Raw genomic sequence first — 7383 nt, forward strand, 5'->3', positions numbered from 1 at the left:
AGACCGACTGGCTCCCCTTCCCCTTCACCATGAACTGGATCTTCACCCGGCCGGGTCAGGTCCACTTCCGCAAGGGCGAGCCCTTCTGCTTCATCACCCTGGTTCAGGACAAGCCGCTGGCCGATGTCCAGCCGGTGATCCGCCCGCTGGGCCGCAACGCCGAACTGCGCGAGCAGTACCAGACCTGGGAGAAGCACCGCAGCGAGTTCAACGCCCGGATCTTCCGCGCCGAACCCGAGGCCACCAAGGAGGCCTGGCAGCGATACTACTTCCGCGGCGAGTTCCCCGAGGACGTCGCCGCCCCGCCCAAGGACCATGTGAACAAGCGCCGGCTGAAGGCGCCACGATTTGGCTGACAAGGCCGCTTGCCAAGGCCGAAACGGTCTGCCATAAGCCCGCTCTCGATTTTCGGGGGCGGCCAGACCGGTCGGTTTCGAAAGACGCGGGCGTAGCTCAGGGGTAGAGCACAACCTTGCCAAGGTTGGGGTCGGGCGTTCGAATCGCCTCGCCCGCTCCATTTCCCTCTTGGGGAGATGAGCGCAGAAAGAGCGGTCCTTCGGGGCCGCTTTTTTGTTGTCCGTTCGCCGGGCGCGTGACCGACGTCTGCAACCCAAGGGCCGCTCCCGCGCTTTGCTCCTGCACGGCCTCCGCACCGCGGGGGCGACCGTCAGGAGGTCTCCCATGAGCGATCCCAATTCCCCAGAGTCCAAGCCCGCCGGCGGCAAGCCCGACCAGCTGGAGCATGAGGCGGAGAACCGTCAGGAAGCCCTGATCGATGAGGCGGTGGAGGAAAGCTTCCCGGCCAGCGATCCGCCGACGCCCAAGCGCATCACCTGATCATCGCCACCGCAGGAACGCACCAGAGGAGGGCCATCATGCAGAACTTCGACAGCCGTGAGCGCGACCGCCGCGGGTTCAAGGCCGACGACTGGCGCCGGACCGATGACCGTCGCGGCCCCCATCGCGGCCGCGGACCGACAGGCCGCAGCCGTTCGGACGCCGACATCGCCGCCGACCTGCACGAGGCCCTGGCCCACGATCGGTATCTCGACGCCTCTGACGTGGATGTGGTGGTGGAAAACGGCGACATCGTCTTGAGCGGCAGCGTGCCGGAGGCCGACGACCGTTTGCGCGCCGAGATTCATGCCCAGAAGGTGCGGGGTTCGCGGCAGATCCGCAACGAACTGCGCGTGGCCAGCCGCGAAGGCCTTGGCCCGACCCTGGGCATGGACGTGCGCGACAGCTGAGGCGCGCCCGCTCAAGGTCCGAAACGAAAAAGGGCGGCCCCGACGGAGCCGCCCTTTCTCATGCCTTGCCCTCGGGCGGCCTCAGGGGCCGGCGCGCTCGATGCGCGGCCCCAGATTGGCCGCCACGGCGCGGGCGTCGAAGGCCGCCGGGTCGCCGGGCGACTTCGCCCCCCGGAACATGACGATCTCGGCGGTGGCCTCATAGCGCTCCACCGTGCGCACATCGACACGGTCGCTCCAGAAGGGATCGCCGAAATAGGGGTTCCAGGTCCGCCAGCCGTGCGGGGAATAATAGCGCCAGTGCGGGCGCCAGTAAGCGTAGCTGGGGCCATACCAGGGGCTGTAGAAGGGATCGCGCTCCACATAGGTGCGCGCGTCGCGGTCGGTGGCCCGGGTGACGATGGAAAAGCCGTCGAAGCCCTGCTGCAGGGTCAGCTCCGCCGCCCGGAAGAGCAGATAGCCCTCCACGGTCTCGCGGGAGGTGAGGCTGTTGCCGGCGAAGGTCACCCGCCAGCGGTCCGGCTCGATCCGCGTCTCGGAAAAGCCGCCCGAAACCGCAGAGCCGGGAAGATTGGGTTGGTAGGGCGTCGCCGTGGCGCAGGCGGAAAGGCCGACCACCAGGGCCAGGGCCGCCACGGGACCGGACAGGCGTTTCATAATGTTCCGTCTCGTTCCTGAAATAGAACGTCCCCCGAACGCTCAGGGCGACAATTAGGCCAACACCGTGGCTCAAATATGGTTGCCGGGCGAGCCCGTCGCCAGTCCAAGCCGCACCTCGGCTCAAGGCTCGCTTTCGCCGCCAGGATGCGCAGCCCGCGGGCGCGCTCGCATGCCTGCGCCCAAAACGGGAGCGTGGCGGCGCCCCTCTTCGCCCTTCACGCGAGATTTGAAAGGACGCCCTCCAGGCGGCGGTGTAGCTTATCCCGAATTCCTATTGACATAATGGGTCTTGGCGGCCCCATGTTTGCAGGGATGTCGGGGAAGTGGCGGCGCTGGCCGCTGAGGGGGACGGGCGCATGGATTCTAACTTTCTGCTCTTCGCCGCCGTGGGCTTCGGCGCCCAGCTGGTGGATGGCGCGCTCGGCATGGCCTACGGCGTGGTCTCCACCACCAGCCTGCTGGCCATGGGGGTTTCGCCGGCCAACGCCTCGGCCAGCGTGCATGCGGCCAAGGTGTTCACCGGCGCCGCATCGGCCCTCTCGCACATCTACCACAAGAATGTCAGCTGGCGCCTGCTGGCCCTGCTGTCGGCCGGCGGCGTGGTGGGCGGCATCGCCGGCACCTACCTGCTGACCTCGGTGGACGGCAACAAGATCAAGCCCTTCGTGGTGGCCTGGCTCGGCCTCATGGGCCTGGTCATCCTCTATCGCGCCTGGAAGGGCGTGCGCCCCAAGCCCTTCTCGTGGAAGAGCCCCCTGCCGCTCGGCCTGGTGGGCGGCTTCTTCGACTCGGTGGGCGGCGGCGGCTGGGGCCCGGTGGTCACCTCCACCCTGCTCGGGTCGGGCGCCGATCCGCGCAAGGCCATCGGCACCACCAATGCGGCCGAGCTGTTCGTCGCCACGGCCATCTCTGCGGCCTTCCTCTCGGCCCTGCTGAGCGGTCACTGGGAGACCGATGGCCTGCGCGACCAGCTCTCCTCGGTGCTGGGCCTGATCGCCGGCGGCGTGGTGGCCGCCCCCCTGGCGGGCTGGATGACCAAGATCCTGCCCATCCGCGCGCTCACCTGGTTCGTGGGCGTGCTGGTCACCGGTCTGGCGCTCTGGCAGGCCTGGGTCCTGTTCGTCTGAGGACGACGCTCGGCGCCGTTCTCAGGCGCCGACCACCACCAGGGTCCAGATGATCCGCCCAAGAGCGCCGAACAGCAGCACGGCTGCGGCCAGGGCCTGGATCAGGAAGCCCATCTCCCGCTTGCCGGGATCGGCCACATAGCCCAGGGCGTAGAGGATGCGCCCAAGGATCCACACCACCCCCAGGCCCGCGGCCACGAGATCGTTCCAGTAGAGGGCGAACAGCCACAGGGACGGTAGGAAGATGGGCAGCCATTCCAGGGTGTTGGCCTGGACGCGCACGTGCCGCTCCAGCAGCGGATCGCCGGTCATGGCCGGGGCGTCGATGCCGGTCTTGCGCCGCGCCCCGCCCACCCGGACGCCCATCCAGACATAGACCAGCAGTGCGCAAAGGGTGACCAGCGCCACCCAGCTGTGCGGATTCATCTCATTTCCCCCATCGGATCAGCGCTCACGGCGCCGCTTGGCGCGACAGTGGCATGTCGCGCCGAACGGGGGAACCACGCAGATCAGCCGCCGCGACGGTCGCGCTTGGCCTGAACCCGCAGGCGCAGGGCGTTCAGCTTGATGAAGCCCGCCGCGTCGCGGTGATCATAGGCCACCTTGCCCTCTTCGAAGGTGACCAGCTCCTGGTCATAGAGGGAGTAGGGGCTGGTGCGGCCGATGATGGTGACATTGCCCTTGTAGAGCTTGACGCGCACCTGGCCGGTCACCGGACCCTGGCTGTGGTCGATGGCCGCCTGCAGCATCTCTCGCTCGGGCGTGAACCAGAAGCCGTTATAGATCAGCTCCGCATAGCGGGGCATCAGCTCGTCCTTCAGGTGCATGGCGCCCCGGTCGAGGGTGATGGACTCCATGCCCCGGTGGGCGGCCAGGAGAATGGTTCCGCCCGGCGTCTCATAGACCCCGCGGGACTTCATGCCCACGAAGCGGTTCTCCACCAGGTCCAGGCGACCGACGCCGTTGTCGTGGCCCAGCTGGTTGAGCTTGGTGAGCAGGGCCGCGGGCGAGAGCTTCTGGCCGTCGATGGCGACCGGGTCGCCCTTTTCGAAATCCAGGGTGAAGACGGTGGGCTTGTCCGGGGCGTCCTCAGGCGAAATGGTGCGCATGTGCACGAATTCCGGCGCCTCCACGGCCGGGTCCTCGAGCACCTTGCCCTCGGACGAGGAGTGCAGAAGGTTGGCGTCGACGCTGAACGGCGCCTCGCCGCGCTTGTCCTTGGTGATGGGGATCTGGTGCTTCTCGGCGAAGTCCAGCAGGGCCTCGCGGCTCTTGAAGTCCCACTCCCGCCAGGGCGCGACGACGCCGATGTCCGGCTCCAGGGCGTAATAGGCCACCTCGAAGCGCACCTGGTCATTGCCCTTGCCGGTGGCGCCATGGGCCACGGCGTCAGCGCCGATCTTGCGGGCGATCTCGATCTGCTTCTTGGCGATCAGGGGGCGGGCGATGGAGGTGCCCAGCAGGTACTGACCCTCATAGACTGTGTTGGCCCGGAACATGGGGAAGACATAGTCGCGGACGAACTCTTCACGCACGTCCTCGACGAAGGCGTATTCCGGCTTAACCCCCAGGCTGATGGCCTTCTGGCGGGCGGGCTCGATCTCCTCCCCCTGGCCGAGGTCGGCGGTGAAGGTGGCCACCTCAGCGCCCAGCTCGGTCTGCAGCCATTTGACGATGGTCGAGCTGTCCAGCCCCCCCGAATAGGCGAGAACGACCTTCTTGACGGAGTGTGCGGCGGCCATGGGCGGAGTGTCTTTCCAAAGGGCGGTGGGTTGGCTCGCAGCTCCGGCCAGGGCCGGAGGCTTGCGCGTTCAGCGCGGCTTTAAGGGCCAAAAGGCCCGAGGTTCAAGGCCCGTGTCGAGCCTCAGGGCTTGAGCGCCCCTTCCTGGGCCAGTTGTTTCATGGCCGCCTCGAGCCAGCGCAGATGGGCGAGCGCGAAGGCCGCAGCCAGGGTGGCGCGCACCCCGAAGAGGATCAGGGCCTCGGGCGTACCAGGGGGAATGGCCCGGTTCTGGGCCAGCAGGAAGAGGCTGGTCACAAAGGCGATGGCGGGAACCAGGAGCAGGGCTGCAGCCTTGGGCAGGCGCATCACCGGCCGGCCGTCGCGGGCGAACTGCATGGGCAGGCGCGTCCCCGGCTCGATCCGGCGCCAGGCGCGCTGAGAGGCGCCGGCCATCATGGCCAGAGCCACGATCCACAGGGCGTCGCCGATAATGCCGAGCCAGTTCATCGCCTCTCCCTTTCGCCTCAGACCGTCACCTGGGTCCCAAGCTCCACCACGCGACCGGGGGGGATCTTGAAGAAGTCCGTGGGATTGGCCGCATTGCGCATCAGATAGATGAAAAGCCGGTCCTGCCACAGGGGCATGCCCGACTGGGCGGCCGGCACCACCGAACGGCGGCCGAGGAAGAAGCTGGTGGCCATGATGTCGAACTTCAGGCCGAGCTTGCGGCACAGGCCGAGCGCCTTGGGCAGGTTGGGGCTTTCCATGAAGCCGTAGGACACCACGACCTTCTTGAAGTCCTCATTCACCGGCTCGATGCGGATGCGGTCCTCGTCCTTGACCCGCGGGGTTTCGGTGGTGCGCACGGTGAGGATGACGTTCTTCTCGTGCAGCACCTTGTTGTGCTTGAGATTGTGCATCAGGGCGACCGGCGCCACGTCGGGCTCGGACGTCAGGAAAATGGCCGTGCCGGGCGCCCGGTGCGGCGCGCGGGCCTTGAGGATTTCGGTCAGCTCGGCCAGGGCCACGCTGTCGCGCCGGGTCTTGTCGGTGAGAATCTGCGAGCCCCGCATCCAGGTCCACATCAGCAGCACCAGGCCGCCGCCGAGCACCAGGGGGAACCAGGCGCCCTGGGGGATCTTCAGCAGGTTCGACGAGACGAAGGTCAGGTCGATGATGGCGAAGACGCCGGCCGCGAGACCCGCCTGCCACCAGGGGCGCTTCCAAAGGGCGCCGATGATCACGAAGAACAGCAGGGTGTCGACGAACATCGAGCCGGTCACCGCGATGCCGTAGGCGGCGGCGAGGCTGGAGGAATCCTGGAACATGGCCAGCAGGGTCAGCACCCCGGCCAGCAGGAACATGTTCACCTGCGGCACATAGATCTGGCCGGCCAGGGTCTCGCTGGTGCGCCGGATGTCGATGCGCGGCAGAAGGCCGAGCTGAACCGCCTGCTGGGTGACCGAGAAGGCGCCGGAGATCACCGCCTGGCTGGCGATGACGGTGGCCGCCGTGGCCAGCAGCAGGACCGGCCAGAAGGCGGCGGCGGGCACCATCTCGTAGAACGGATTGAGCCGCGCCTCCGGATTGGCCAGCACCAGGGCCCCCTGGCCGAGATAGTTGAGCAGCAGGGAGGGCAGGACCAGGCACGCCCAGGCCGCCCGGATGGGGCCTTTGCCGAAGTGGCCCATGTCCGCGTAGAGCGCCTCAGCGCCGGTCACCGCCAGGAAGACGCTGCCCAGGATGACGAAGCCGAGGAAGCCGTTGTCCACCAGGAACAGCACGCCATAGTGCGGCGACAGGCCCATGAGGATCCGCGGATCGTCGAAGATGTGATAGACGCCGAGCCCCGCCAGCGTGAAGAACCAGAGGGCCGTGATCGGGCCGAAGTACTTGGCCATGCTGGCCGTTCCCCGGGACTGGACCATAAAGAGCGCAATCAGGATCGCCGCCGAGATCGGCAGGACGAAGGGCGACAGGGCCGAGCCGAGACCCGGCGCCACCTTCAGCCCCTCCACCGCAGAAAGCACCGAGAGCGCCGGGGTGATGATCCCGTCCGAATAGAAAAGCGCCGCGCCGACCATCCCCAGGAAGATGATCGCGCCCGAGCGCCGACCGAGCGAGCGGCGCGCCAGGGCCATGAGCGCAAGCGTGCCGCCCTCGCCCTTGTTGTCGGCCTGGAGCAGGAAGATCACGTATTTCAGGGTGACGATGAGGATCAGCGCCCAGGTCACCAGGGACACCACGCCAAAGACGGCCAGTTCGTCGGCCCCGCCCCCGCGGGAGTGGGCCAGGGCCTCGCGCATGGCGTAGAGCGGACTGGTGCCGATGTCGCCGAAGACGACGCCCACCGATCCCAGGGCGAGGGCCCAGAAGCCCTCCTTCTTGTGGCCCGCGTCGTGGTGCGGCTCGGCGGCCGAGGCGTTCGGCTCACTCATCCAGACTCTCCGGGATCGCTGAGGCCCCGCCCGCGCCGCCCGATCGGAAGACGCGCCGGCGCCTCCGACGATGCGGCGGGCGCGATACACCCTTTCCGCGGCCGGTTCAATCGCGCCCGGCGAGGGGCTAAAAGGCGGACACCCGGCGAGGACATCCCTTGAACGGGAAAATGCCCGCCCCCGGAGGC

The 7383-nt window shown here is 67.8% G+C and carries 9 protein-coding genes and 1 tRNA gene; 5 read left to right on the forward strand and 5 right to left on the reverse strand.

Features of this window, described 5'->3' with window-relative positions; translation table 11 throughout:
• The 4 genes from V7D28_RS12285 to V7D28_RS12300 all read left to right on the forward strand — a co-directional run.
• On the forward strand, nt 1–356 hold a 356-nt coding region (locus V7D28_RS12285), incomplete at its 5' end, for a DUF6065 family protein (RefSeq protein WP_333587671.1).
• An 86-nt stretch (nt 357–442) separates the two neighbouring features.
• Nucleotides 443–517, forward strand: a tRNA-Gly gene (locus tag V7D28_RS12290).
• 164 nt (nt 518–681) lie between these two features.
• Nucleotides 682–837 carry a hypothetical protein gene (locus V7D28_RS12295; RefSeq protein WP_333587672.1) on the forward strand — a complete coding sequence of 52 codons (156 nt, stop codon included), beginning with the start codon at nt 682–684 and terminating at the stop codon, nt 835–837.
• Nucleotides 838–875: 38 nt separating this feature from the next.
• Nucleotides 876–1247 carry a BON domain-containing protein gene (locus V7D28_RS12300; RefSeq protein WP_333587673.1) on the forward strand — a complete coding sequence of 124 codons (372 nt, stop codon included), beginning with the start codon at nt 876–878 and terminating at the stop codon, nt 1245–1247.
• Nucleotides 1248–1328: 81 nt separating this feature from the next.
• On the opposite strand, the gene V7D28_RS12305 is transcribed toward V7D28_RS12300, so the two are convergent.
• A complete protein-coding gene (locus V7D28_RS12305) occupies nt 1329–1904 on the reverse strand; it encodes a CC0125/CC1285 family lipoprotein (RefSeq protein ID WP_333587674.1) in 576 nt (191 codons plus the stop codon).
• 359 nt (nt 1905–2263) lie between these two features.
• On the opposite strand from V7D28_RS12305, the gene V7D28_RS12310 reads away from it, so the two are divergent.
• A complete protein-coding gene (locus tag V7D28_RS12310) occupies nt 2264–3034 on the forward strand; it encodes a sulfite exporter TauE/SafE family protein (protein ID WP_333587675.1) in 771 nt (256 codons plus the stop codon).
• Nucleotides 3035–3055: 21 nt separating this feature from the next.
• Here the strand turns inward: V7D28_RS12310 and V7D28_RS12315 are convergent, their stop codons facing one another.
• The 4 genes from V7D28_RS12315 to V7D28_RS12330 form a co-directional block, all read right to left on the reverse strand.
• On the reverse strand, nt 3056–3460 hold the full coding sequence (locus V7D28_RS12315) for an MAPEG family protein (protein ID WP_333587676.1): 405 nt from the start codon (nt 3458–3460) through the stop codon (nt 3056–3058).
• A gap of 83 nt (nt 3461–3543) precedes the next feature.
• Nucleotides 3544–4776, reverse strand: a complete 1233-nt coding sequence (locus V7D28_RS12320; protein ID WP_333587677.1) for an argininosuccinate synthase — start codon at nt 4774–4776, stop codon at nt 3544–3546.
• A 122-nt stretch (nt 4777–4898) separates the two neighbouring features.
• A complete protein-coding gene (locus tag V7D28_RS12325) occupies nt 4899–5264 on the reverse strand; it encodes a hypothetical protein (RefSeq protein ID WP_333587678.1) in 366 nt (121 codons plus the stop codon).
• Nucleotides 5265–5281: 17 nt separating this feature from the next.
• On the reverse strand, nt 5282–7195 hold the full coding sequence (locus V7D28_RS12330; RefSeq protein ID WP_333587679.1) for a potassium transporter Kup: 1914 nt from the start codon (nt 7193–7195) through the stop codon (nt 5282–5284).
• Nucleotides 7196–7383: the final 188 nt, after the last annotated feature.

This window comes from Phenylobacterium sp., from assembly GCF_036723115.1.
Lineage (GTDB): Bacteria > Pseudomonadota > Alphaproteobacteria > Caulobacterales > Caulobacteraceae > Phenylobacterium.

What these genes read in the sequence shown, in the direction of transcription:
- V7D28_RS12300 (WP_333587673.1), top strand. Translation starts at nt 876, where the DNA reads ATGCAGAACTTCGACAGCCGTGAGCGCGACCGCCGCGGGTTCAAGGCC.
- V7D28_RS12320 (WP_333587677.1), bottom strand. Translation starts at nt 4,776, where the DNA reads ATGGCCGCCGCACACTCCGTCAAGAAGGTCGTTCTCGCCTATTCGGGG.
- V7D28_RS12330 (WP_333587679.1), bottom strand. Translation starts at nt 7,195, where the DNA reads ATGAGTGAGCCGAACGCCTCGGCCGCCGAGCCGCACCACGACGCGGGC.
- V7D28_RS12315 (WP_333587676.1), bottom strand. Translation starts at nt 3,460, where the DNA reads ATGAATCCGCACAGCTGGGTGGCGCTGGTCACCCTTTGCGCACTGCTG.
- V7D28_RS12295 (WP_333587672.1), top strand. Translation starts at nt 682, where the DNA reads ATGAGCGATCCCAATTCCCCAGAGTCCAAGCCCGCCGGCGGCAAGCCC.
- V7D28_RS12310 (WP_333587675.1), top strand. Translation starts at nt 2,264, where the DNA reads ATGGATTCTAACTTTCTGCTCTTCGCCGCCGTGGGCTTCGGCGCCCAG.
- V7D28_RS12305 (WP_333587674.1), bottom strand. Translation starts at nt 1,904, where the DNA reads ATGAAACGCCTGTCCGGTCCCGTGGCGGCCCTGGCCCTGGTGGTCGGC.
- V7D28_RS12325 (WP_333587678.1), bottom strand. Translation starts at nt 5,264, where the DNA reads ATGAACTGGCTCGGCATTATCGGCGACGCCCTGTGGATCGTGGCTCTG.